At 40.8% G+C, this 23,479-nt stretch carries 20 protein-coding genes; 2 read left to right on the forward strand and 18 right to left on the reverse strand.

All coding sequences use genetic code 11. The annotated features are described in order from the left end of the window. Positions 1–79: 79 nt before the first annotated feature. From QQK02_RS04680 to QQK02_RS04725, 10 genes are all read right to left on the reverse strand, one after another. A complete protein-coding gene (locus QQK02_RS04680) occupies positions 80–2,551 on the reverse strand; it encodes a TonB-dependent receptor (protein ID WP_284206800.1) in 2,472 nt (823 codons plus the stop codon). Positions 2,552–2,717: 166 nt separating this feature from the next. After that, on the reverse strand, positions 2,718–3,128 hold the full coding sequence (locus QQK02_RS04685; protein ID WP_284206801.1) for a Spy/CpxP family protein refolding chaperone: 411 nt from the start codon (positions 3,126–3,128) through the stop codon (positions 2,718–2,720). Between the two features lie 490 nt (positions 3,129–3,618). Then, positions 3,619–5,946: an immunoglobulin-like domain-containing protein gene (locus QQK02_RS04690; RefSeq protein ID WP_284206802.1), complete on the reverse strand. Its 2,328-nt coding sequence runs from the start codon at positions 5,944–5,946 to the stop codon at positions 3,619–3,621. A gap of 420 nt (positions 5,947–6,366) precedes the next feature. Then, on the reverse strand, positions 6,367–7,317 hold the full coding sequence (locus tag QQK02_RS04695; RefSeq protein ID WP_284206803.1) for an ion transporter: 951 nt from the start codon (positions 7,315–7,317) through the stop codon (positions 6,367–6,369). A 46-nt stretch (positions 7,318–7,363) separates the two neighbouring features. Next, positions 7,364–8,572 (reverse strand): low temperature requirement protein A, encoded by a 1,209-nt coding sequence (locus QQK02_RS04700; RefSeq protein ID WP_284206804.1) that lies wholly within the window; start codon positions 8,570–8,572, stop codon positions 7,364–7,366. Position 8,573: 1 nt separating this feature from the next. After that, positions 8,574–9,128 carry a carboxymuconolactone decarboxylase family protein gene (locus QQK02_RS04705; RefSeq protein WP_284206805.1) on the reverse strand — a complete coding sequence of 185 codons (555 nt, stop codon included), beginning with the start codon at positions 9,126–9,128 and terminating at the stop codon, positions 8,574–8,576. A gap of 11 nt (positions 9,129–9,139) precedes the next feature. Continuing rightward, positions 9,140–9,778, reverse strand: coding sequence for a DsbA family oxidoreductase (locus QQK02_RS04710; protein WP_284206806.1), 639 nt, complete (start codon positions 9,776–9,778; stop codon positions 9,140–9,142). A 1-nt stretch (position 9,779) separates the two neighbouring features. After that, positions 9,780–10,151: a cupin domain-containing protein gene (locus QQK02_RS04715; RefSeq protein ID WP_284206807.1), complete on the reverse strand. Its 372-nt coding sequence runs from the start codon at positions 10,149–10,151 to the stop codon at positions 9,780–9,782. A gap of 26 nt (positions 10,152–10,177) precedes the next feature. Beyond that, the gene (locus QQK02_RS04720; RefSeq protein WP_284206808.1) at positions 10,178–10,720 is read right to left on the reverse strand and encodes a redoxin domain-containing protein; all 543 of its coding nucleotides are present in this window, start codon (positions 10,718–10,720) and stop codon (positions 10,178–10,180) included. A 12-nt stretch (positions 10,721–10,732) separates the two neighbouring features. Then, entirely contained in the window at positions 10,733–11,329 is a 597-nt protein-coding gene (locus tag QQK02_RS04725; protein WP_284206809.1) for an NAD(P)H-dependent oxidoreductase, read from the reverse strand. A 143-nt stretch (positions 11,330–11,472) separates the two neighbouring features. On the opposite strand from QQK02_RS04725, the gene QQK02_RS04730 reads away from it, so the two are divergent. Next, positions 11,473–11,844 carry a winged helix-turn-helix transcriptional regulator gene (locus QQK02_RS04730; RefSeq protein WP_284206810.1) on the forward strand — a complete coding sequence of 124 codons (372 nt, stop codon included), beginning with the start codon at positions 11,473–11,475 and terminating at the stop codon, positions 11,842–11,844. Here QQK02_RS04730 and QQK02_RS04735 read toward each other — a convergent pair. The 7 genes from QQK02_RS04735 to QQK02_RS04765 all read right to left on the reverse strand — a co-directional run bounded on the left by QQK02_RS04735 (position 11,836) and on the right by QQK02_RS04765 (position 19,319). Next, on the reverse strand, positions 11,836–12,258 hold the full coding sequence (locus tag QQK02_RS04735; protein ID WP_284206811.1) for a hypothetical protein: 423 nt from the start codon (positions 12,256–12,258) through the stop codon (positions 11,836–11,838). The genes QQK02_RS04730 and QQK02_RS04735 overlap by 9 nt on opposite strands. Positions 12,259–12,425: 167 nt before the next feature. Then, complete coding sequence (locus QQK02_RS04740) at positions 12,426–13,109, reverse strand: hypothetical protein (RefSeq protein WP_284206812.1); 684 nt, start codon at positions 13,107–13,109, stop codon at positions 12,426–12,428. Positions 13,110–13,120: 11 nt separating this feature from the next. Further along, positions 13,121–15,424 carry a xanthine dehydrogenase family protein molybdopterin-binding subunit gene (locus QQK02_RS04745; protein WP_284206813.1) on the reverse strand — a complete coding sequence of 768 codons (2,304 nt, stop codon included), beginning with the start codon at positions 15,422–15,424 and terminating at the stop codon, positions 13,121–13,123. Positions 15,425–15,426: 2 nt separating this feature from the next. Continuing rightward, the gene (locus QQK02_RS04750) at positions 15,427–15,918 is read right to left on the reverse strand and encodes a (2Fe-2S)-binding protein (RefSeq protein ID WP_284206814.1); all 492 of its coding nucleotides are present in this window, start codon (positions 15,916–15,918) and stop codon (positions 15,427–15,429) included. Positions 15,919–15,922: 4 nt separating this feature from the next. Continuing rightward, complete coding sequence (locus tag QQK02_RS04755; RefSeq protein ID WP_284206815.1) at positions 15,923–16,948, reverse strand: XdhC family protein; 1,026 nt, start codon at positions 16,946–16,948, stop codon at positions 15,923–15,925. A gap of 271 nt (positions 16,949–17,219) precedes the next feature. Next, on the reverse strand, positions 17,220–17,990 hold the full coding sequence (locus QQK02_RS04760) for a prolyl hydroxylase family protein (RefSeq protein WP_284206816.1): 771 nt from the start codon (positions 17,988–17,990) through the stop codon (positions 17,220–17,222). Between the two features lie 3 nt (positions 17,991–17,993). Next, a complete protein-coding gene (locus tag QQK02_RS04765) occupies positions 17,994–19,319 on the reverse strand; it encodes an aldehyde dehydrogenase family protein (protein ID WP_284206817.1) in 1,326 nt (441 codons plus the stop codon). Positions 19,320–19,443: 124 nt separating this feature from the next. On the opposite strand from QQK02_RS04765, the gene QQK02_RS04770 reads away from it, so the two are divergent. Then, the gene (locus QQK02_RS04770; protein WP_284206818.1) at positions 19,444–20,325 is read left to right on the forward strand and encodes a LysR family transcriptional regulator; all 882 of its coding nucleotides are present in this window, start codon (positions 19,444–19,446) and stop codon (positions 20,323–20,325) included. A gap of 167 nt (positions 20,326–20,492) precedes the next feature. Here the strand turns inward: QQK02_RS04770 and gcvP are convergent, their stop codons facing one another. Then, entirely contained in the window at positions 20,493–23,393 is a 2,901-nt protein-coding gene (gene gcvP, locus QQK02_RS04775; protein WP_284206819.1) for an aminomethyl-transferring glycine dehydrogenase, read from the reverse strand. Between the last annotated feature and the right edge of the window lie 86 nt (positions 23,394–23,479).

Below are 23,479 nucleotides of genomic sequence, written 5' to 3' on the forward strand. Positions count from 1 at the left end.
TTCAATTGAACGTTTACTTTTTCTAATGCTCGTTTTGTATAAAAAGCGCTCATGTCCGATTTGATCATGAGCGATTTAATTAATTTAGGTTCCAACTTACAAAGATACTTGGTGTGAATCCACGGAAATTTACTTCTGTTTCAAGAATCTCACCTTCAATAATATCGTACTCTGTGTACCATTGGTTTTCACGGTTATAGGCGTTGAAAATCGACAAGCCCAACTCGCCATCACCACCAAACAACTCAAAGCTGTATGTCGCTGATAGGTCAAGTCGATGATAGGCATCATAACGCTCACCGTTCTTTTCACCCACTTCATAAGTTGCAGGTATTGTATCCTCAGCAACGCCTAACACTTCTGTGTAAGGACGACCTGTTGCAAAAACAAAGGTTGATGATAAATCCCAGTCACCTAATGAGTACATCAATACCACTTTGAACTCATGTGGAGTGTCTTGGTCGGCGTAATATGGCGAATCTGATACCGTTGGGAAATCGTACTCAACTTGGCTATAGGTATAACCTGCCCATCCAGTGAAATCACCAAATGATTTTTGCAAGAATAATTCAATACCTGAGGCTGTGCCGTCACCGGTATGAAACTCTTGCTCTAAGGTAAGCACTGCGCCACGTCCGTCTTCATTACGCATTGGTCGGATCTGCTCAGTGAACTCTGATAAGCCTTCGTATTGTTTGTGAAATAACTCGACGTGAGCTGTGTAGTCATTGCCTTCGTGACTTGCGCCTATAATGAAATGACGAGCTTTACTAACAGGAACGGTTTCGCCGTCTGCTAGCGTCCAGAAACTTCTTGGGCCTTCTTCGAGACTTTGACGCGCCACACTTAGAGCAAATTGATGGTAATCACCAAATGCACCACGTAATTGTGTTGAGTCATTTAAGTCGTACATCATAGACAGTCGCGGTTCGATATAAACTTCATCGTTGATGCTATAGTGACTTGCTCTAATGCCCGGTGTGACTATTAGCGTATCTAACGCAATTTCGTCTTCTAAATAAAGGGTTGTTGTGGTTGCTTCGTTATTTGTGTTGATGATGACTTCTTCATTTTGCATCAGGAAATAATCAATGTTTTGTTCGGTCAGTTGTAAACCAAAACCTAATTTGTGAGTCTGGTTTAAGAAAAAATCGTTTTCTATTTTCATGGTGACATCATTTAATAGGTTGTCTTCGTTACTGCTCGACTGGTTGCTTTGTGAATTGTCAGAACTGTCTGAATCATCTGAATCGTCATCAGTATTAAAAGTCACGTCGCTATTGATCTTACGGTCTCGGTTGCTGAAATACTCAGACGTAGATAAAACAAAGTTACTATTGAGTCTGTCGTTCCATTGATGAGTCAGCTTAGCGCTCATGCCCGTGTTGCCCCATTCGCTTAAATCAACCGTGCCGATATCGAAATTGAAGCCGTCACACAATCTACCAGCAAAAGGGCCGCTAGTTTCACCAGAACATCTATCTGTTAAGAAGTTGGATTGCCCTGAAATGTCACGAGAGTTATCTAACTCGTCGGCACCGCTGTAAAAACTAAGTGAGAACTTATCGCCATTATCCATTCGGTAGGTTAACTTGGCGTTCATATCGTAAAAGTAAGACTCTGGTTCCGTTTGGAATGAACCTAAACCAAACTGACTAGGGATAGCGCTTGTTGCTTGGTTATTTTCTTGTCCGGTTACTGAATCTAAAATTTCGTCATAAAGATCACTTTGGTAAGACTTACGTGCGGTCATTACAAAGGTGCCAGCACCGTCAGCAAAAGGCGTCTCAACAATGACATTTGAACTTAATAAACTGACGCTGCCACCTATGTTAAATTGTTCAGTGTTACCATCTTTACCCGTAATATCGATAACACTCGACATACGACCGCCGTATTTTGCGCCAAAACCACCTTTAGAAAGTTGCACGTCTTTAATGGCATTGCTATTAAATGCGCTAAAAAAACCAAATACGTGATCAACGTGGTAAACGGTATAGTCATCAAATAAGACCAAGTTTTGGTCAATAGTACCGCCACGCACCATAAGGCCTGACGAACTTTCGTTAGAGCCAGATACACCCGGTAAAAGCTGCATGGTTCTGAATATGTCTTGCTCGCCAAGGTTAGGTAACGACTTTGTGATATCAGATGTAATTGAATATTGGCTTGTTCCTGACTGTTCAAGCTTTTGTGAAGAAGCGCCAGATACAACTATCGTTTCGATAGAATTGTCCTTGTTACTGCCTGCTTTTAATAGCTCGATGGTCAGTCGCTCTGTGTCTGATTGGACAAGCACTTCATGGCTTTCAAAACCCATTTTAGTGATCACAAGAGTTGCACCTACTGGCACATCTAACACGGTGAATAAACCATCTTGGTTGGCAGTGGCAAGGCGATTTGTATCTTTAATTTGAATTTTAGCGTAAGGCAAGGTCTCCCCAGTATTGGAATCGCTTATTTTGCCTCCGACGACAGGCAATGTTTCGCTTGCAGATGTGAAACAAGCAAACATCATTAAAAAAGTTATTACTGCTGATTTGATATTCATAATACGGACTCTTGAATATTTAAGGTTAAACCTACTAACACTAGGGTCTAGCTGCTGGCTCTCGGTTTTTAGCTTTTAATTGATTTGTATTGTTGTAAAAGAGAGTTAGCTTCGGCAGCTCTCAACGTTGTCGAAAACACCGAAACTAACTAGACTCTGGATACATTTATTCACCGCTGTGTTTTTCGCTGATGAACTGTTTCATTCTTTGTTTTTTCTCTGCCATACGCTCACGAATGTCAGCTAATGTCGCCATTTGATCTTCCGTTAAAAACGTCGATAACTCTGTTTTTAATGCGTACATAGCACGAACTTTTTTCTCAGCTTGTTGGCCTGCTAAAATCGCTGCACCGTCAACATCACCCGAACTAGCAAGTGCTTTGATTTGTTCTCTAATTTTTAACGCATCTTCCATGTGAGCTTTGCGCTTAGATTGCACTTCTTGGAACTGAACGGTTTGCTCAGGCGTTAAATCAAGTTTGCTGGCAATTCTGTCACCAAAACCGGTTGCATAAGCGTGAGTTGCAGCTGCTACTGTGAATGTTAAGGCAACGATTGCACCTGTTAATTTTTTCATCTTGTTTCTCCTAATCGAAATAATATTGATTGCCCTTTGTGGGCATATCCTTAGTGGACAGTTGTAAGATTAAGGAGAAAATGTTCAGGAAGTATGGAGATTTTGCAGTATTTTCATTTTGTTGCAGAGAGCGTAATTCACGGGGTGCTCTCTAATAAGGAATAGATAAGGGGAAAATGTGCATAGGCGTACAGTGATCCGAGTTTAATTATCTCTTATCCGATATTTACTGAATTTGAAGAGTGGATATCCAGATTAAGATGAGCTTATTTAATAGTCACAGCATAAAGGTTATTGCTAAATTTTAGTTGGACAAAAACGTGTCAGCTATTACTTCTGTTTCAAATAATCTGCTTATACGGAGTCAAGTCTCAATTTAATAATGAATTTAGTTGATGGTTCAAATTTGAACCATCAACTTGATTTTTTATTCAATCATTAATTTTTCCATTCAGATCATAGCTTTCAAAAAAAGACCATATTTCTTCTGCTATATTAATATCGCTGTCTCCCGCAGACCCAGGCCATATATGCTGACACCTTCAATTCTTAAATGCTCAACAGATACACCGTTGGTTCCATTGTCGTACACATAACGCTGAACCGTGGTGCCATTCTCAGGGAATGTGTCCTCTAAATCAGTGATGACAGGTTCCAAATCCGTTTGATTAAAGTCAATCCACCACTGCAAGACAGTTTGAGCTTGTGCATAAGGAAGTTGCTCGTCTGCCGTGCCGTGAGTTTGCAGTATTGGGATTGGACGCTCTGGTGTGCAGTCGGAAGCCATATTTGGTGTCATCACACCGGATACTGGGGCGATTGCCGCGAATGTGTCGCTATATTGGCAAGCCAACTCAAATGAAAAGAAGCCGCCTAATGAAAAGCCCGCCGCATAAATTCGATTGGTATCGATGTTATACGTTGTTGATAGCTCGCCAATTAAGGCGTCGATGAAGCCCAGGTCATTGGCATCGCCACCTAGCGGGAATCCAGTCACATTCCAGCCATTAATCGCTTGCGGTGTGATTAATATGAAGTTCTCAGTTTCAGCAAGCTGGTTGAACTGACTATCACTATATTGCTGCTCTGCTGTGCCGTTTCCTCCGTGAAAATCAAACAATAAAGGTACAGCTGTATCGCCGGTATAATTGCTAGATACATTCAACAAATATTCGCGTTCTATACCTTCAAATAAGAAAGTCCTTAGGTTATCGGGCGCTTCAACATTCTCAGATTCTGGAACGTAAGTCACACGCATTGGATCATCTAAGGCAATAATCACTGGTTCAAGATCCCGTGGACCTGGGGATGTATAACTTACACCTTCAAAAGGGGTGCTACCTGGACCACCTGGGTTATAAAAGGCTGAATAACCTTCTTCTAAACTTGGGATTTCAAGTATGGTAATGTTTCTTGCAGCTTCTTCATCGCCAACCAAAATGATGTCGATATAGTTATCCCTATCTTCACTGTAACAAGCATCAAATGTAACTTCGCCACCTTCAGGCTGACCTAGATCAGACAAACCAACTACTTTAAGCGTGCCACCCTGCACAGCATATTCCTCCCCTACTTTGTCGATGATAACCGTGCTGCCGTCCACACCATTTGCGTGAATTCGAAAGAAACGTTCAAAATCGTTCGGTTTTAAACCACTTACGCCATCTGGAGAAAAACCACCCGTTGTTAACATTCTCAGCATGAAATCACCTTCATCGTATAAAACTGTGGCATCATTGGCTGGAATTATTGGTAGTAGCGTACTGATCCCTTCTCCATCCATTTGTCCTTCGATGTGATTTAACTTCGCGCCGACTAATCTAGGACCGTTATTCTCATCATACGGACTGGAATCGTTTTCCCAGGTAAGTCCTACGGCACTGACGACTTGCCCACCTGGGCCTACCATCATCAATGGGGTGTCATCTTCAACAATTTCAAGCTTTATCGGGAAACGAGCATCAGGATGGTCGCTTGTTAATCTGTTGCCAAACTCGCCAAAAGCAACCGGTGTATTTCGCTCATTGTCTTCAAAGTTGGGTAAGGGGCCTATCGCCAACGGCCTTACAATGTCACCAGTGTTTAATGTAAATTGAAAATCGGTCAGGCTTAGCGTACTGGTATCAATAGGCCAACTAAACACAATTGGCAAACCATCAAGACCGATAGCGCCGTCTTTTAGTTCCCCATAAGGCGTCTGATTAATATAAGCCCCAGCAATTTGATCGAGCGTTGAAGTTGAAGTGTAGTTTTGAGCGCCCGTTCCACAATTAATGTCTGATGACCAAGCTCCACCGGCTTCAAGAACAGAATCAAACGTTAATTCTGGAGCATCAATTCCGACAATGCCATCAAAGCCCATGCCCGCCGATAAAATTTGTGGCTCTTCAGACCAATAGTCTGCCCCTTTCAATACACCGTCATAGAATAATGAAAACGGCGCTTGTGGCGTGGTAATGATTGCGCTTTGCGAGGTATCCTCTAGCACCACTACTGTTCTAGTCGCTTGCGACGAGTTACCACTGGCATCTGTTGCAGTATAAGTTAGCTCATAAGTACCAGGCATGGTGGTATCAACGGCTCCTTGTGTTGATACGATGATTGCACCATCTGTATCATCATGAGCTTCTGCACCCAAGTCACCAAATACGGCGTTATACACAACTTCGATACTTTCGTTACCAACGAGAGTAATTACTGGTGGGGTATTGTCGGTTGGGGTACTGTTATCGTTATCACCATCGCTACCACAGCCAATAATTTGGCTTGCCAGGATAAGCGCAATACAGTTCAGGGGAAAAGTCACCTTGTTTATCATCTCTGTCACCTTGATTTGTTCATTTCAAATACGTCGAAATTCGGTTACCAATTCAAATTGGTATTAGATTAAGGAGCAAATGTTCAGGAAGTATGGAGATTATTCAGAGGGATGAATATTTTTTTAATATAGAAACGCAAAGTAATGAATGTCTATAGAAACTAAAAAGCGAGCCATCTGGCTCGCTTTTTTCAATAATCATTCACAATCTTAATTGTTTTCACAATTCTAATTGAATCGTTCACAATTTTATTTGCAGATCGACAAATGATGATCACTTCAATTAAAGTTGGAAACTATACCCATGATTTATAATGGGATATCTAAAAGAGATTATGCAATTATAGTTGGAAACATACCCACTTTAGCAGCAGGTAAAACACATAAAACAAGCAATTAAAGTCAGAAACACAATGTACATTAGCCCCCTTCACAGCTAGTTGTGGTATAGCGAGTTAACGCTCTGCTGTTTAACAGCTTCTCGAGGCTATCTTGAGAAATATTGAGTTCTTCGGCTAGTTTATCCAAAACAGCCCTTTCTGAAACGGTCACTACACCATCTTCAAGTGCGTTAGCAACCTCGGCCTCCAAATGCTTTTTTCTATCACTAAGTTCTTCACCAAATTTGGCAGCAAGCATAGCAGCAGGCAAAGCAACTACGCCTACACCGAGTAACATAATGAACGTGGCAACAAATTTACCCAAAAACGTAATCGGAGTTACGTCACCGTACCCCACGGTTGTCATAGTGACTACTGACCACCATATTGCACTTGGAATGCTGTCGAATACTTCAGGTTGTGCCGTATGTTCAAGGCTATACATAACACTCCCTGACAGAGTGACCAACACAATCATAATGAAGATAGCAGCTCCAATTGTTGGCAGTTCTTGCTTCAATACATTAATGAATAACCTAAGCCCTTTAAAATAATGGGTTAACTTTAACAAACGAAGCATGCGCAGCATCCTGAGATAGCGTAGATCTATCGCAACAATAAAAGAAAGGAAAAATGGCGCTATAGCCATTAGATCGATTAGAGCAACAGAGGAAAAAATATACTTAACTCTTGTTCGAAGTGGTTTCGATGCATCAGCTTCCGGAGCTTCCGTGCTAACCCATATCCGAGCTATATATTCTAATGTGAAAATAGCTACAGATATGAGGTTAAACAAATGAAATTCGTCATGATACTTTTGACCAATGGGCGCATATGACTCAACAATGACGGCAATAACATTAGCGATGATGAGAATGACAATAAAACCACTTAGTAATTTGTTGTAAATTGAACCTTCAAACCCGCTTTCTAATAGCTCAAAAACTTTACGTTTCAACATAATAAAATCGCCATTGCTTGCTATATTCATAAAAAATCACTGCTCTAAAAGAGGAGAACGAACGGTGCTACAAATGCTAAGATGTTTTGGCTTGCTCTTCTTCTGACAAAGTGAAATACGCCTTTGTCACCGGTAAAGCAATTTGAGAAATTAACGCCGTTCCCCACAGTAAATTACCAATGATTGCTGGAACATGAGGCAATATTGGTAATGTCACTAATGCCAGTACCACACCAAATACTCTTATTTTTACCGTCGCAAAGCGATGAGCAACGCGCTTTTCAATATTGAACTGAATCCACAGAAGCGAAAGTAAATATATTGCTAACCCCGTACAACCGATAGCGCCATACTTCAGAGGATAGGGCTCCAAAAAACCAACTTTAACCTCACCCGCTAACGCGACACCAATCATTACCGCTGACATCATCAGTACTAAGTGAGCCAACCACCAACTGACTAGCGTCCACTTCTTATTGTCTTTAGGTTTGCCATTGCCGACAAAATCAAAATAGATCCAGCAAAGAACAAAGATAGCAATGCCACCAAATATGAAGTTCACAATGACACTAGGACTTGCTTTGTAGATACCTTTTTCAGATAAGGTGATAACAAGCTTAAAGAACCCTTCACCAGACACAATGAGTAGTAACAATGCAAAACGCTCTGACATATGCCCTAGGCGAGGTAAAAATCGTTGATTTTCAAGTACGCCTACTTTGGGCATCATATACAGCATCTGTATTGAAAATATGCCTAGTCCAAACAATAAATAACTGTATGGCGCTGACAGAAATGCACTTGCGGCAAATAACACTGAGAGCACTAAAAAGTTTCTACTGACATGTGTTGCAAGCTTTGACTCTTCGACACCTAGTCGGTTCGTCCTATGATAGAGATACGCGATTATTAACCTATTGATGGCAAATGCTATGGCGAAGAACATCCACCCTTTATCATGAACATGCGGAATTGAAGCTGCCATGACCATGGCAGTCACGATTTGACTACACATAATCATTCTGTGTTTTATATCAGTACTGACATAGAGTGAGTTAAAAACACTAGAGTCTGCCCACGCAAACCAAACGGCAATAAATAAGCCAGCAAATACTAGAAAGCCACTGAAAGATAAATGATCGCTCAAGTAGTTTCCCAATAAAAAGATAATCACAACGTGAATTAAGTCGTAAAACAACTCAACCCAGTGCACATGATCGTGCGCATCTTCCGTATCTAAATGGTGCCTTGGAAGACGCCACATTGGATGGTTTTCTAATGCCATGTTACTTCTCCGGCTTTTCCCAAGCGAAAGGTTTCATCGCATCATCAACTTCCGTATGCGTTAATGCATTGGTGAAGTTAGAAATCAGTTTGGCGGCTAACCCTGTTAGTACCTCTAAGGCTTGGCGCTTTGTATATCCAGCATTAAGAAACTCAGCTAATTTGTCATCGCCTATATGGCCTCTGTTATCTAATAACGCTTTAGTGAAATCATGCAGTGCTTGAAGCTTTACATCTGGCAGTTTTGTGCCATTTCGTAGTGCTTCAATAACATCGTCAGGCATTTTGGCTGATTTCATCATCCACGTATGACCTGGAACACAGTAGTGGCAATTATTCTCGAAGTTTGACGTCATAAACACAACTTGCTGTTCAAGCGGACTGAACGTTGTGTTTTTCATAAATGCCGTAAATGTTTCGTTGTAAGCCTTATAGGTTGCTGGAGCTTCAGCCAATATTTTATGAAGGTTTGGAATCATCCCAAAGCCCGCTAGCGATTGCTCCATTAATGTTTTTGATTCTTCAGGTGCCGTATCAGGCTCGTAATAAGTAAACATAGTTATACTCTCTAATTTAAATATTGTTGTATTGCACGTTCGAAGGTTGCGACGTCTTGCGCACCAGATAAGGCACGTTCCCCGTTAAAAATAAAAAGAGGCACTCCATGGATACCTTGTTGATGCCATTGGCTCTCGATCTCTTTAACCTCTTCAGAAAACGCCTGTTGCTCTAATATTCGCTTGGCTTCTGTTTTATCTAACCCAACCTTTTCAGCAATAGATATAAGTGCTGTATGATCAAATTCGCCCTGTGCTGTAAAGTATTGTTCGAATAGCGCTTCAACCAACGCCGTTTGGCGCTCTGTACTACTAGCCCAAAGAATAAGTTGGTGACAGTCGTGCGTATTTAGCATTTTCATCTCATCAAAATAATTAAATGAAAAACCGACTTTTTTCCCTTCTTCTGTCAGCATGGCTCGAGCCTTAATGCTGCCTTCTAACGTCGTGCCATATTTAGCAGCCAAGTGGCTTCGTAGATTCTCACCCTCAATAGCCATATTTGGATTCAATTCAAATAGGTGCCAATGAATATCAACTACAATTTGGTTATCAAATTTGTTAAGCGCATGCTTCAAGCGACCATAGCCAATGACGCACCAAGGGCATACTACGTCGGAGATAACATCTATTCGTAAAGCCTCTGACATATTATTTAGCCTCCACAATAATGGCGACGATAGTCGTGGTGCCGACGTTAGAAACTTGATGTTCCCAAGCGTCGTGCCACATAGTGAAACCATCAGGAATTTCAAGTGTATTTGCTCCCTCAGCGGTCGTAATAGTTGCCTTACCACCTGATTGAAAATACACTGTTTCAGCATTGTGTTTGTGCCAGTTATCACTTTCGCCTGGAGCTAAAGTCATTTTAAGTACAAGCACCTTGTCATTTTCCAGTAACACTTGGTAATGGTGAGGAGAAGTAACATGAGCACTGCTAAACTCTTGTGCATTGCTTACTTGGGTACTTAGCACTACTGCTACTAACGTCAAAAAAGTCCAAATGAATTGGGTCATCTTCATATCAACTCCTGATGGTCTCATTTAATTTAGCGGTGCATACCACGTATAGGGTAGTTATTGTCTGGGTTTCTTATCCAAGCTAAGCCATTTACTAATGCACCTAATTCAGGTCTAACAAATGGATTATTTGATAGATCTGCCACCTGTACAGTGCCCTGTTCATTGATCACAAATAAACCTGGTTCTGCAAAAGGATGATCCGTTTCTTGAGGTGATCTAGGATCTGAAATGTACACACCCAATTCTTCCATTTGCTCTACTGTTAACCCGTATGCCAGCGGAAAGCTTACGTTGAGTTGTTCTAAATGACTTTCTAACTGCTCCTTGCTATCTCCCGAAACTGCGATTAAATCGACACCGATTTCCCTTAAGGCTGAAGTCATGTCTTGCAAATGATTTAAGTATCTAGTGCATAGCGGGCAATGACGGCCGCGATAAACCACAACCATCTTCCAGTCCATGCCATTGTCTGGTGTTGCTAGCCTTTTCACTTCTCCATTTAAAAGTGTCACATCCATTTCGGGGAATTTTGCACCCGCGTGTAGCTTTTTGGTGTAATCAGTTTTCATACATCACCTCGATTAAAAATGCTTGTTTAAGTGTGCTTCAAAGCGTTTGAAGTCATTTTCAACATCTGCATTTTTCATCACATCAAAACATGCAAAGGTTTCCATTGGCTTCATACCAAAGAATTTAAAGTTCATATGCATAGGGAACATTAAATCGTCGATTGATTTACCATCAAAGAATTCACTTTCATCGTTAAATGCTTCTTCTGGCGCGTTAAAGGTAAGAGACATCATGTATTTGGTATTGGTTAAAGTGCCGCCCATACCATAGTTTTTCTTTGGTGCTTCTTCTGTGCGGCCATCACCAACACACAAAGCCCCCCCCATTCCTGCGGTATACACTTCATCCATATACTTTTTAAATGACCAAGGAACTCCCATCCAGTTACTTGGTGATTGTAAAAAGACAATATCCGCCCATTGATGATGCGCTAATTGCTCTTCTACATCGTATTCTTCACTCATTGTTACTACGCGAGTGCTATATCCTTTACCCTCAAGCAAGGTGATCGCTTTATCAATAAGGGCTGCATTTAGCTTGCCCTCAGAAAACGGGTAATACTGATGTGCATTAATGATAAGTACATTCTTTGAATCGTTAGTGCTCATTAAGTTGCTCCTAAATTACATAAGTAGAATTTATTTAAGAAAGAACATTCTCTATCTCAATCTCATGTGGTATATTTTAGGTACCTTTTATCCATAATCAATTAGTATACTTTTAGTAACCTACAATAAATAAGTGAGTTAAAATGAAAAGTTCAATAAAAACAGATAGTAAAGGAAGAAAAAAAGTTTACGACGCTTGTTTAGAGCCTTGTGCGATTGAAAAAGGCATGCGCTTGATTGGTGGAAAGTGGAAAGGCTCTATTATTTATCATTTAAAAGATGAGCCTGTAAGGTTTAACGATCTAGCGCGGATGTTAGGCGGTGCAACAAAGAAAATGGTTGATCAACGCTTAAAAGAGTTAGAAGACGAAGGCATGGTAATACGGAAAGTTATTAGCGATAGACCAATAGCGGTGACGTATGAATTAACTCATTTTGGGAAGTCAGCATTACATATATTGGAAGAATTAAGAGTTTGGTCTGAATCTAATGACCTACAAATAAATTCACAGTAGACGAGCAATTAATCTATCTTCTAGAGTTATCTGATGCTCATTTAGCCACGATTTAGCTTGCTCAATATCGTTAAAACACTTAAAGCTTAGGTTTAAACCTTTATAAACCTCGTGTATTTGATGCTTAAATAGGTTTGGACAAGCGGATTTTGTTAAACAGAAAGCGACGTTTTCAAGCCCTTTCGCTATGCGTTGTGCCACTGTCATTTTAAAAATTTCAGATACTTCTGGGATCATTAAGCTGTCACCTTCTAGCGTAGCAAATACGGAATACGATGAGCATATATTAGCGTTCAAATGTTCATTGAAATCACGATTATAGTGCTCAAACGTTTCTAAATTCCAAGGTCCAAGTATCTTTATATAAAACACATCATTTGAAAATGTTATATGAAAATCACCGTGCTCATTCATAAGCTCATACTCCAAAGTATAAATCCTTCACTACTACTTAAATATGTAAAGTTATTTTTTTAGGGTAATGAGAAAGACTGCCGCCTTTCTCATTATCAATTTTATAGCCTTTAAAATTTACGATGAAGCAAACACAAGCCTCATACTCGATACAATCACCTTATAAATCAAATTGGGCACGGTGCTTTTGCGGATATCCAAATATCTAATGCTTTCAAGAAGTCTTTATTTGTACCTGGCGCTGGTTCTCTTCCTAAACCCGGATCCCATGCCCATAAAATGAGCGGATCCACTTTTGCGTGATGGTCCAAAAACTCAGCTCTAAAAGTTTTTAAATCATCTCTACCACCACGAAACACTAAATGGGAGTTTCGAGCAGGGTCTAACCATTGCTCGCACAGCGCTTTTGCTGTGATATCTCTGGGCACAGCCATTGTTGCTGGTGGCATATGCCAGACAAAACCTGGCATCTTGTCATTAGCTGCACCCGGCGGCATTCCAGGCTCTTTTTGATTATCATCCTGATGACAGCTGCGACAATTCATTGCAGCATTAGGCACCTCAACAAAATGATGATCTTTAACGGTTAACACCAAATTATTAGCCGCTGTTATATTCATCGGATGGTTTATTCTAAATTCTCCAACGGTTGGTTTGTGTATTCCATTCTCAACTACGCCATGACAGTTCGCGCAACGTGGGTGCTTAGCAACTTCAAATATGTAAGAAAAAGCATTTTCTGCCGACGGGTTTTTCTTAAATCTATCAAGCGATTCATTAGCCGATGATGCTAGTGATATGAATGAAGATAGCCAAGTAGCCATTAAACATAATTTTATTAACTTATTCATAATCTTTACCTCTATGCTTGCTTCGATTGCTGACGAATATGTTCAGGCTTCATTGGCAATTCTCGCAGGCGGATACCCGTTGCATGAAAAACCGCGTTTGCAATCGCAGGGGCAACCGCAATCACCCCTGGCTCGCCTAACCCGACCGGAAATTCTTTGCTCTCTACAAAATTAATTTCCATTTCAGGCATGTTATTCATGCGCAATGGCGTGTAATTATGAAAGTTTGTCGCTATATAATTTCCGTTACTCACTTCAGTACCCTCGTGAAGCGCTAAACTGACCCCCCATAAAATAGAACCTTCAATTTGGGCTAACGCGCTATCAGGGTGCACGACAGTACCGCAATCAATCGTCATGAAAATCTTTTTAATCGTAATTTCACCGCTAGTTGGATTAACTGCAACATGTGCAGCACAAGCTATCCAAGTGGGCATTTCTCTTTCTTGACCAAAGCTCGTAGCAATCCCTAAGCCTTCGTTTTTAGGTAGTTTTTGCCCCCAATTCGCGGCTTTTTTACAATTCTCCAACACAAATTTTAATCGCTTGGCACCATGAACACTTTGCGGGTGATGCCCCCTATTCTTGCCTTTGCCATCTAACATGGCTAAACGCATTTCAACAGGGTCTTTTTTTAATTCATGTGCAACTTCATCAATGAATGATTCCGCCCCAAAACTTATCCATCCTGGCCCTACAGAGCGAAGCCAACCAGGCGTAAATGTCTTTTGAGCAAGCGGGTTGTTTATCGTTCTAACTCTATTATTTGCAATCGTGTACCAATGATCGGAACCTGAGGTTGAGAAGGGATCGAAATTACCGGTATTGTCGATTCCTTTGGGCATAAAGCCAGGTGCCATTGATAGCGTTGGCCAACCGGCTGAAATATTATGCTCGTAACCGACGAGTTCATTTTTATCATTGATAGCCGCAGACACTTTTTGGACCGAGGCAGAGCGAGCCTGATCGAATTTAGCATCATCTGGGCGAGTAAAAATCAGTTTTACGGGTTTTCCATATTGCTTTGCAGTAAGAGCTGCTGGAATAGCGTAATCGCCGTATGCTCTACGGCCAAAACCGCCACCTAGATAATACTGATGAACAATTACACTATCATCACTAACCCCTAACGCTTTAGCTACAGCTGGTAAAGTTAATGAATGAGACTGGTTACCACAGTGAATGTGCCAAACACCATCTTTGAACTCAGCTAGTGCATTTAATGGTTCCATCTGGAAGTGCATCGCGGTGTGGGTAATGTAAGTCGCGTCCAATGTGCTGGCTGCTGAATCAAATGCTTTATCCATATCGCCATCGTTAACAAACAACACGCCAGCAGATTTTGTGTTGACCAGCTTCCTTCCTTCGTCAATGATGTCTTGTTCACTAACATTAGTTGTATCACCTGACTTGTAGCTTACCTTTATTGCGTCTGCTGCTTTTATGGCACTGTGATATGATTCAGCAATTACACTTACCCAACCTTCTATCCAATTAGATTGATCCTTTAGTATTTCATAGCCTAAATAACCTTTTATCTTTTTGGCATTTGAATCATCTACACCTAGTACTTTACTTCCATAGCGGGTTGGCGGAATGACTGGGCGAGTATAAACCATGCCCTCTAACTCGACATCAATCCCATAGACAGCTTTGCCATTTGTTTTTGGCGGAACATCTAGCGCTAATCGGTCGAAACCAATCGTGTGTCTTTTATCAGGTGACTTGATAGGTAATTTGTTCATCTCTTCTGGTGTAAAAGTTCTGTCAAATTTACCTTGCTTGATAATCTCAGCAAAGGTGACCGATTTAGAACCCGAAATGACCTTACTGTCTTTTACATCACAGCTCTTAGGAGCAACGCCAAGCAGTTTTGCGCCAGCTTCTATCAAAGTTATTCTTCCCGCAGCCCCAGCTTGCGATAGTGGCTTGTACATTTGAAAAACTGACCATGATCCACCAGTCATGACAAAGCCCCACTTAGGATCTGAACTAGCATGCTCTACACGTATATCATCCCAATTTGCGCCAAGCTCTTCTGCAACAATTTGCGCTAACGCAGTACCAACATGCTGTCCCATTTCACATCGTGCAACATGAACGGTAATCTCACCTAGAGTACTAATTTCAAACCAAATACTTGGTGAAAAACCGTTTTGTTTGATGATCTCTGAAGCACTTGCAGTCAAAGACATTGTCAATGGTGCAAATGCCATAACCAAAGCTGAATTTACCGCACTTATTAAGAATTTTCGTCTCGATAGCTGTAATGAGTCTTCTGTTTTGTTCTTTGAAAAGTTATTGAGTAAATTCATTGTTAGCCCTCCACTGAACTTGCTAGATCATATACGTTGACGGCTGAATTGCTTTTTTCTGCGGCACTTTTGATGGCCTTTTTTATGCGAGGATAAGCCATACAGCGACAAATATTTGCACTCATATGCGCAGAAATTTCTTCATCTGTTGGAGAGCCATTTTGCTCTAATAACGTGGCAGCCTGCATGATTTGACCTGACTGACAATACCCACACTGAGGTACTTGTTCTTCAATCCAGGCTTCTTGCAAAGGGTGCTTACCTTCGAAACCTTCAATGGTGCTTACCTTTTTGCCTTGAGCCATAGAGATCGGCATAGAGCAAGACCTTACAGCGGCGCCATCCAAATGGACAGTGCAAGCTCCACACATTGCGATACCACAACCAAATTTTGTGCCCTTGAGACCAAACTCATCTCTTATAACCCATAGTAGTGGTGTATCGTCAGGGACATCTGTACGTACTGTTTTTCCGTTTAAATTAAATTCAATCATGGACTTAGTCCTCGCTCATTGTTAGTACATTACTAATTGATTTTGCAGTTCTTTTAAAAAGTGCTGCATGACATTCTGCGAGAACAGACAGCGCTATCTGCTCAGGCAAATCTCCACCTATATCTAGCCCAACAGGTCCTGCAATCCTTTTCGATTGTTCATTTATCTCAACCTTGGCGCTTGCTAAAACTTCTTCTTTCCTGTGCTTAGGACCAAGCATGCCTATATACCTAACAGGCGTTGAATAGACGTAACTTAACGCCTTTGCGTCTATTGTTTTGCTGTGTGACATAAAGATCACAGCATCAACATTGTGCTTGGTAATAAAGAGCGCTAGGTATTCAGGCGACTTTTCTGATATCACTTCATCCACAAATGGGAAGTCGCTTCGCCTTGCTTGAGCAGGTCGTGGATCCCAGATAGAAACCTGCCAGCCTGTTTGAGATGCTAGCCTGGTGACATGAAATGCATCTAAGCCACCGCCAACAACCAAAAGGTGCGGAGGAGCGGTAATAGGTACGTTAAGCGTTACTTTATCATTGTTATATTCAAGCGAAGCTTTTGAGTTGGGCTGTTCAGCATGTTGGTGAGTTGACAGGTTTGTATACGTATTAAGTTGTTCTGCAATTTCTTGTTGCCACGTACAACTCTTTCCAGCTTCTAGAGCGCTTAATAATTGGTCCAAAAGTAGATAATTGTTACTTTTGGTCACTGGTAGTAAAACTAAATGAACAACGCCGCCACAACCTACGCCTAATTTAAATGAAATATCATCTTCATCACTATCATCATAGGTTAAGCATCGAGGTTTTGACTCTTGCATTACCTTTTGGCTATTGAGCTTTATATCTGATTCAAGACAACCACCACTTAACAGTCCTAGTTGCTGACCTAAGCTATTAAACATAACCATAGCGCCTGCTTTTCTATAACAAGAACCTTCTGTTTTATAGATAACGCCGAGCACCCATTGTGCACTGTCTTTGTGTGGTTCCCATTTTCGCAGGATATGAATTACGTGATTTTGCAAAGCTGCCCCTTACTGGTGGACCTCACCTTTTTTTAAAATTATTACAAGCCAATTTGGCTACTTCAATTAGTTCCCAAAAGGATACCAGGTGACTTTTTTAGTGATTCTGATGTATTGAAAAGTTGCAGAGCTACAGTGGCTGCGCCTCTCAAGCAATTGCACTTTGTTAAAACAATTGCCAAAATTATTCATGCTCACTCTTTACAAAATCTCTAAGCAACTGCCTCCCTCTAATTACATTTGGATTAATAACTAGAGGAAGTTCCTATGATCAATTTAATGGAAATAATAAATCGGTTCGGATTATGTATTTCACGCCGTTCGTGACTGTTTCCGAGCTGTGCAAACAATGGAGTGGATGGCTGCCATGTGGGAAACATAAGACGCTTCCAGCAGGTGTTCTTACATTGACTAACTTTGCATTTTCAGGCCTATTAGCAGGTTTAGTTGGATCATTTTTGTTAACCCAAAATTGAGTCTCGCCACCTTCGAAATCGTCAGACAAGAGTATAAGAAATGTCATTTGGCTCCATCTATCACCATATGAGTCATGTTCATTTTTTCCGTTTATTATTCGGCTTCCAGGCCATGAACCATCGATATGCGGCTTAAAGAAGTCACCTTCTTGATATTTATAAAATCTAAACCTAGCGTTAATCCCCACTGGCACCATGTTTGAAATATCTTCAATACCGCCAGCTAATAATTGCTTGCTTCTATCCCAAATAGTTGCGTTAGTTTCTTCATCGACAACCCAAGTTAAACTATCGTTATGACGTATATGTCTTGGCAATGAGACAGCTGCATCTTTATTGAAGCTAAGTGTCTCAGCAATGTTAATAAGTGATTTGCACTCTTCTTGAGTTAAAATGTTTAACAGCTGGAAAGCCCCCGGCACATCATCTATTTTCTTTAGTTCAGGTTTAACTGGGTGCTTTTCAGCCAAGCTTGCTGGATTATTTATTTTATTCGCCCACAAAGGGATATTATTACTCTCAGCACCGGCTTCGTTTTCTACAACATAAAAGCTCTCTATATTCATGTCTTACTCCACCACCGTCACTTGCGCAAATTGGCGATGACCATCTTTACTGCCATGAAATCCATAACCACTTTGTTTCGCGCCGACCCACGGACTATCACCACTACCGCCAGGTCCCTTATTAATACCAATCATTCCCGAGTCAATTTCTGAGACGACTTCTCTCACGTCTTGTTGCCCAAAAATCGACGCACCTAGTCCGTATGGAGAGTTATTGGCTCGTGTAATTGCTTCTTCTTTATTTTCGACAATAGATATGGCTACCACAGGTCCGAAAGTTTCGTCCTTCTCTAATGCCATATCCGGACGAATATCAGTGATAACCGTTGGCTGGAAGTATCTGTTTTCTATAATACCGCCACCAACACGTAGCTTCGCACCTTTGCTAAGTGCATCATCAATTTGAGCCTTTATTTTGAATAATTGCTTTTGATTAATAATTGGGCCTAGTTGAGATTCTGATTCATTCCAAGGTCCAACGTTGTACGCAGCTGCAACCTCTGTTACTTTCTTAATGAATTTATCTGCAACACCTGAAAGTACGTAGACTCTCTCTGTTGAAGTACACATTTGCCCAGAGTTTTCGAAACTACTAGCAACCGCAAAATGTGCGGCGGCGTCTATATTCGCATCATCTAAAACAATCATCGGATCGTTACCACCAAGCTCCATAATTAAGCGTTTTAGATTCTTTGCTGATCTTTTCATGATGTCTTTACCTACCGCTAAAGAACCTGTAAAAGCGATTAAATTAATACCGTCACTTTCTACTAAGTACCTTCCTACTATTCCATCTCCGTGTACTATATTTAACACGCCGTTGGGAAGGCTTTCATTCAACAGAGTAACCATCATCTGGGCAACTAAAGGTGTTTCTTCCGATGGTTTAAAAACCACAGTATTTCCCGCTATCAGCGCTGGGACAATTAAGTTGACGGCCATTGCCATAGGATAATTCCAAGGGGAAATGACTGCGCATACACCTAACGAACGATACTCAATGTTTCGAGGCTTATCGGTTGTCAGCGCATTTTTTGCCTCTGTCGCATAATGCGACCCAGCAAAAAGACTGCCCCTGACTTCACTAATACCTCTGTCATATTTTTTGCCCATTTCTTGGCATAACAGTTGTGCTAACTTTTCTTGGTGCGGTACTAATGATTTGAAGGCTTTGCTTACTATTTTCGCTCGTTCTTCAATAGGAAGTGAACGCCAACTTGCGTAAGCAGTTTTTGCTAAAGTGATAGAGTCTTCAATAACGTTTGGAGACGAAACTTCTAACTCCCCCAAGAGGTTTCCATTACTAGGATCAAATGATTGCAATAACATATGAGTTCCTTTTATATCGATTTAAGTAACGATCGAATAACTGTTCAAAGATGTACAGATATTAAAACCCTAGTGATACAATTAGAAACAACATAAACATGTAAAAGATACAATTATAATTGGTATGAATGATTTAGATATAAAGCAACTCAAAGTATTACACTTACTCTTGAGAGAAAGTAATGTCTCTAAAGTCGCCCATATATTGGGGATCAGTCAGCAAGCGGTTAGCGAACATCTACGGAAGCTCAGAAACACATTTGGCGACCAACTATTCATCAGAAAGAGTAACGGTCTGATAGCAACTCCCTTTGCTGAATCATTAGCGCCTGAAGTAGGGAGAATAATCAACAGTATCGAGAAGCTAGTAGAACCCAAAGAATTTAATCCTACGACGGTAAAGAGTATTTTCCGAATTTGTGCAACCGACTATGCCCAGGCAGTTGTATTACCTAAATTTTTAGCTTCAATTAGAAGCCAGGCACCAAATCTAAAAGTTATTGTACAAGACATAGAAATAGATAATTTAAGTAACTTAATGGATCGAGGTGATATAGATCTTGTTATTTCTTTCCCACGCTTTCTCCCCCAAAAATATCCAATGGCGACTTTATTTACAGAGAACCATAAGTGTGTTGTGAATAAGAAGCATCCAAGAGCAAATGAAATATGGTCAATTGAAGATGTTGCAAAGCATCCTCAACTTATTGTGTCGCCCAAAAGGGCAAATTTAGTTGGCTCAGCTGATGACTATTTCGAAGAACGAGGCTACAAAAGAAATATTGTTATGACCCTGCCGTTTTTCTCCTCAACTGCTGATTGTGTCGCTTCTACTGATTTACTTGCTTTTTTACCGTCTAAGTTATTGAATCACTCGAATCTTCACAAGGTTAAATGCGATATCAACCTGCCAAGTTTTGATGTGGTTATTGCATGGCATCAGAGGTCCGACAAAGACCAATTAAATAAATGGGTTAGAGATAAGATAATGGAGATTGTTTACTAGTTTCTTGAACAGCTATAACTAAATTGAAAACGAGTCACACGTATTTTAAGAACAAAAAAGCGAGCTTCATAGAGCTCGCTTTTCATTTGAGAGTTTCCAACTAGATTTGCAGTTTCCAACTACAATTACCTAGTTTCCAACTTCAATTGTCGTGATCAAATGATTTTTTAGTCTTTGTACGTATCCACACTTGGACATGAACAAATGAGGTTGCGGTCGCCGTATACATCATCAATACGGTTTACCGTTGGCCAGAATTTGTTAGCCGCAGCAGCAGGCACTGGGAATACCGCTTCAGCTACTGTATAGCCACGTGACCACTCTTCAGTAATGTCCGCTAAGGTATGAGGAGCATGGCTTAATGGGTTGTCTTCTAAAGTCCATTGGCCTTGTTCTACTTTACGAATTTCTTCACGAATACATACCATTGCTTCAATGAAACGGTCGATTTCAACTTTAGATTCAGACTCTGTTGGCTCAATCATTAATGTGCCAGCAACAGGGAATGACATGGTTGGCGCATGGAAACCGTAGTCCATTAATCGCTTAGCTACGTCCATTTCAGTAATGCCTGACGCTTCTTTTAACGGGCGTAAATCAACAATACATTCGTGAGCAACGCGGCCATTGTTACCTGTATATAAAATTGGGTAATGTTGGCTTAGCTTGTGCGCTAAATAGTTGGCGTTCGTAATTGCGTACTTCGTTGAGTCTGTTACACCTTGCTTGCCTAACATTGCGATGTATAGGTAAGAGATACATAAAATGCCTGCACTACCCCAAGGAGCAGCAGAAACCGCATCGTTACCTTGTGTTGAGTCATCAACAGTAATCAATGGATGATCAGGTAAGAAAGGCGCTAAGTGTGCTTTAACACCAATTGGTCCCATACCTGGGCCACCACCACCGTGCGGAATAGCAAAAGTTTTATGTAAGTTTAAGTGAGATACGTCTGCACCAATGTAACCTGGTGATGTAATACCTACTTGTGCGTTCATGTTGGCGCCGTCTAAGTATACTTGACCGCCATTTTCATGAACAATGTCACAAATATCTTTGATTGTTTCTTCGTAAACACCGTGGGTAGATGGGTATGTGATCATGATACAAGATAAGTTCTCACGTAACTCTTGTGCTTTCGCCTTTAAGTCAACCATGTCAACGTTACCGCTCTTATCACAGTCTACAACCACAACTTTCATACCAACCATTTGCGCTGACGCAGGGTTAGTACCGTGTGCAGAAGAAGGAATTAAACAAATGTTACGATGCGCATCACCGCGGCTCTCGTGGTACTTATGAATAGCGATTAAACCAGCATACTCACCTTGTGCACCTGAATTAGGTTGCATTGAGATGTTATCGTAGCCTGTCAATTCAACTAACCATTTGCCAAGCTCATCAATCATCTGCTTGTAACCTTGTGCTTGGTTAATTGGTGCAAATGGGTGCATGTGAGCAAATTCAGGCCATGAAACTGGAATCATTTGTGCTGTAGCGTTTAATTTCATCGTACATGAGCCCAATGAAATCATTGAGTGATTTAACGCTAAATCTTTGTTTTCTAATTTCTTAATATAACGAAGCATTTCTGTTTCGCTATGGTACGAGTTAAATACTTCGTGCGTTAAGAATGTTGATTGACGTTGTAACTCAGCTGGAATTGATGAATGACCACACTCAACAATCTTGGTATCTAACGCCGCTACATCTAAACCATGACCTTCGCCAAGTAACACATCAAATAGTACTGCGATGTCTTCACGTGTTGTTGTTTCGTCAATTGAAACACTTATCTGGCCTTCAACATCGCTACGTAAATTCATGTCGCTTGCTAATGCACGAGCAACAATTTCATCTTTGTTATCTACGTTAAATGTTAGCGTATCAAAGTAGTTAGCATGAATAGCTGTTAGGCCTTTCGTTGCTGTACCTAAACATAAAATGTCAGCTAAACGGTGAATACGATTAGCAATGGTTTTTAAACCATCTGGGCCATGGTAAACCGCATAAAATGCAGCCATGTTCGCTAATAAAACCTGTGCAGTACAAATGTTTGAATTAGCTTTTTCACGACGAATGTGTTGCTCACGTGTTTGCATTGCCATACGCATCGCGTTGTTACCGCGTGTATCTTTTGACACACCAATAATACGGCCTGGCATTGAACGTTTGTATTTGTCAGATGTAGTAAAGAATGCAGCGTGAGGACCACCGTAACCCATTGGTACACCAAAACGTTGTGATGAACCAATCACTACGTCAGCACCTAACTTACCTGGCGCTTCTAAAAGCACTAAGCTCATAATGTCGGCCGCTACCGCAATAATGCCTTTTTTGCTGTGCACTGTTGCAATAGTTTCACGAATATCTACCACTTCACCTGTTGCGCTTGGGTATTGAACTAAAGCACCGAACACATCGTGTTCAGCAATTTCGCTTACTGGCGCAACGACAACGTCAAAACCAAAGAATTCTGCACGGTTTTTAACAACTGAAATCGTTTGTGGGTATACATCGTCAGCGATGAAGTAAGTATTACACTTCTTGTTTTTTGATACACGTTTAGCTAATGCCATAGCTTCTGCAGCCGCTGTACCTTCATCAAGTAATGATGCTGACGCTAAGTCTAAACCTGTTAAGTCTAAACACATTTGTTGGTAGTTTAATAACGACTCTAAACGACCTTGCGCAATTTCTGGTTGGTAAGGCGTATAAGCCGTGTACCAACCTGGATTTTCTAACACATTACGTAAAATTACGTTCGGTGTTAATGTGCCGTAATAACCTAAACCAATGAACGATTTATTTACTTTATTTAGGCTTGCTACTGCTTTTAAATCAGTTAGTGCTTTAACTTCTGTTTTACTTTCTTCGATCGCAGGTAGTTGCGATAAACGAATATTTTGAGGCACAATTTCATCAATTAATGCGTCAACAGATTCTGCGCCAATGTCAGCTAACATGGCTTTTGTTTGTGCTTCATCTGGGCCGATGTGGCGACGAATAAAATCTTGTGTTTGCTCTAACTGCGCTAGAGACAATGAGCTATGCGATTGAGTAGTCATAAAACAACAATACCTAAAAAATGGCTAATTTGTGTCATAGAACACCTAATTATAGATGACTATTAACTTTCACTTTTTAGTTTGAG

The sequence above is a fragment of the Thalassotalea eurytherma genome, assembly GCF_030161415.1.
GTDB lineage: Bacteria > Pseudomonadota > Gammaproteobacteria > Enterobacterales > Alteromonadaceae > Thalassotalea_G > Thalassotalea_G eurytherma.

What these genes read in the sequence shown, in the direction of transcription:
- gcvP (WP_284206819.1), bottom strand. Translation starts at nt 23,393, where the DNA reads ATGACTACTCAATCGCATAGCTCATTGTCTCTAGCGCAGTTAGAGCAA.
- QQK02_RS04695 (WP_284206803.1), bottom strand. Translation starts at nt 7,317, where the DNA reads ATGAATATAGCAAGCAATGGCGATTTTATTATGTTGAAACGTAAAGTT.
- QQK02_RS04750 (WP_284206814.1), bottom strand. Translation starts at nt 15,918, where the DNA reads ATGATTGAATTTAATTTAAACGGAAAAACAGTACGTACAGATGTCCCT.
- QQK02_RS04760 (WP_284206816.1), bottom strand. Translation starts at nt 17,990, where the DNA reads ATGAATATAGAGAGCTTTTATGTTGTAGAAAACGAAGCCGGTGCTGAG.
- QQK02_RS04715 (WP_284206807.1), bottom strand. Translation starts at nt 10,151, where the DNA reads ATGAAGATGACCCAATTCATTTGGACTTTTTTGACGTTAGTAGCAGTA.
- QQK02_RS04690 (WP_284206802.1), bottom strand. Translation starts at nt 5,946, where the DNA reads ATGATAAACAAGGTGACTTTTCCCCTGAACTGTATTGCGCTTATCCTG.
- QQK02_RS04720 (WP_284206808.1), bottom strand. Translation starts at nt 10,720, where the DNA reads ATGAAAACTGATTACACCAAAAAGCTACACGCGGGTGCAAAATTCCCC.
- QQK02_RS04710 (WP_284206806.1), bottom strand. Translation starts at nt 9,778, where the DNA reads ATGTCAGAGGCTTTACGAATAGATGTTATCTCCGACGTAGTATGCCCT.
- QQK02_RS04680 (WP_284206800.1), bottom strand. Translation starts at nt 2,551, where the DNA reads ATGAATATCAAATCAGCAGTAATAACTTTTTTAATGATGTTTGCTTGT.
- QQK02_RS04700 (WP_284206804.1), bottom strand. Translation starts at nt 8,572, where the DNA reads ATGGCATTAGAAAACCATCCAATGTGGCGTCTTCCAAGGCACCATTTA.
- QQK02_RS04705 (WP_284206805.1), bottom strand. Translation starts at nt 9,128, where the DNA reads ATGTTTACTTATTACGAGCCTGATACGGCACCTGAAGAATCAAAAACA.
- QQK02_RS04685 (WP_284206801.1), bottom strand. Translation starts at nt 3,128, where the DNA reads ATGAAAAAATTAACAGGTGCAATCGTTGCCTTAACATTCACAGTAGCA.
- QQK02_RS04745 (WP_284206813.1), bottom strand. Translation starts at nt 15,424, where the DNA reads ATGAATTTACTCAATAACTTTTCAAAGAACAAAACAGAAGACTCATTA.
- QQK02_RS04770 (WP_284206818.1), top strand. Translation starts at nt 19,444, where the DNA reads ATGAATGATTTAGATATAAAGCAACTCAAAGTATTACACTTACTCTTG.
- QQK02_RS04730 (WP_284206810.1), top strand. Translation starts at nt 11,473, where the DNA reads ATGAAAAGTTCAATAAAAACAGATAGTAAAGGAAGAAAAAAAGTTTAC.
- QQK02_RS04765 (WP_284206817.1), bottom strand. Translation starts at nt 19,319, where the DNA reads ATGTTATTGCAATCATTTGATCCTAGTAATGGAAACCTCTTGGGGGAG.
- QQK02_RS04725 (WP_284206809.1), bottom strand. Translation starts at nt 11,329, where the DNA reads ATGAGCACTAACGATTCAAAGAATGTACTTATCATTAATGCACATCAG.
- QQK02_RS04735 (WP_284206811.1), bottom strand. Translation starts at nt 12,258, where the DNA reads ATGAATGAGCACGGTGATTTTCATATAACATTTTCAAATGATGTGTTT.
- QQK02_RS04740 (WP_284206812.1), bottom strand. Translation starts at nt 13,109, where the DNA reads ATGAATAAGTTAATAAAATTATGTTTAATGGCTACTTGGCTATCTTCA.